At 50.6% G+C, this 1,236-nt stretch carries 1 rRNA gene; it reads left to right on the top strand.

The window, feature by feature from the left end:
* Window positions 1-1,236, top strand: a 23S ribosomal RNA gene (locus tag BMY70_RS30600); the annotation flags it as partial.

A 1,236-nucleotide genomic window follows, 5' to 3' on the forward strand; every position in this document is an offset into this window, starting at 1 on the left:
TGAAGGAGCCGAAGCGAAAGCGAGTCTGAAATGGGCGATTAGTCAGTGGCTGTAGACGCGAAACTTGGTGATCTACCCTTGGTCAGGTTGAAGCGCTGGTAACACATCGTGGAGGACCGAACCGGTAAACGTTGAAAAGTTTTCGGATGAACTGAGGGTAGGGGTGAAAGGCCAATCAAACTGAGAAATAGCTCGTACTCCCCGAAATGTTTTTAGGAACAGCGTCGTGGTTGAGTCATGGTCAGGTAGAGCTACTGATAGGGCTAGGGGGAGTCAAATCCTACCAAACTCTGACAAACTCCGAATGGGCTATGATATACACGGCAGTGAGGGCTGGGGTGCTAAGGTCCCAGTCCGAGAGGGGAACAACCCAGAGCATCAGCTAAGGTCCCAAAATATATGCTAAGTTGAACTAAGGGGGTCCGACTGCAGAGACAGCCAGGATGTTAGCTTGGAAGCAGCTATACATTTAAAGAGTGCGTAACAGCTCACTGGTCGAGCGGGGCGGGCATCGATAATAAACGGGCATCAAGCATATTACCGAAGCTATGCGATAGTAATTTATTACGATCGGTAGGGGAGCATTCTCACAGGGGTGAAGGTTTGGCGTAAGCCGGGCTGGACTGGTGAGAAAAGCAAATGTAGGCATAAGTAACGATAATGCGGATGAGAAATCCGCACACCGAAAGACTAAGGATTCCTCCGCTATGCTAATCAACGGAGGGTTAGGCGGGGCCTAAGGTATAGCCGAAGGGCGATTACCGATGGACAGCAGGTTAATATTCCTGCCCCTGCGTTCAGTGTGAAAGAGTGACGGAGTATTGTGGTATGTACGTACTGACGGAATAGTGCGTTGAGCAGAGCCTACGGGCGAAGCGAACATACGAAAACGCTTCCAAGAAAAGCTTTTGAAACATCAGCTGAATGCAGCCCGTACCGTAAACCGACACAGGTAGTCGAGAAGAATATTCTAAGGTGCTCGAGTGAATCACGGCTAAGGAACTCGGCAAATTAACCCTGTAACTTCGGGAGAAGGGGAGCCTCCTCGCAAGAGAGGCCGCAGAGAAATGGCCCAGGCGACTGTTTAGCAAAAACACAGGGCTCTGCCAAAACGCAAGTTGACGTATAGGGCCTGACACCTGCCCGGTGCTGGAAGGTTAAGAGGGGATGTCAGCCGCAAGGTAAAGCATTGAATCGAAGCCCCAGTAAACGGCGGCCGTAACTATAACGGTCCTA

Source organism: Dyadobacter koreensis, assembly GCF_900108855.1.
GTDB lineage: Bacteria > Bacteroidota > Bacteroidia > Cytophagales > Spirosomataceae > Dyadobacter > Dyadobacter koreensis.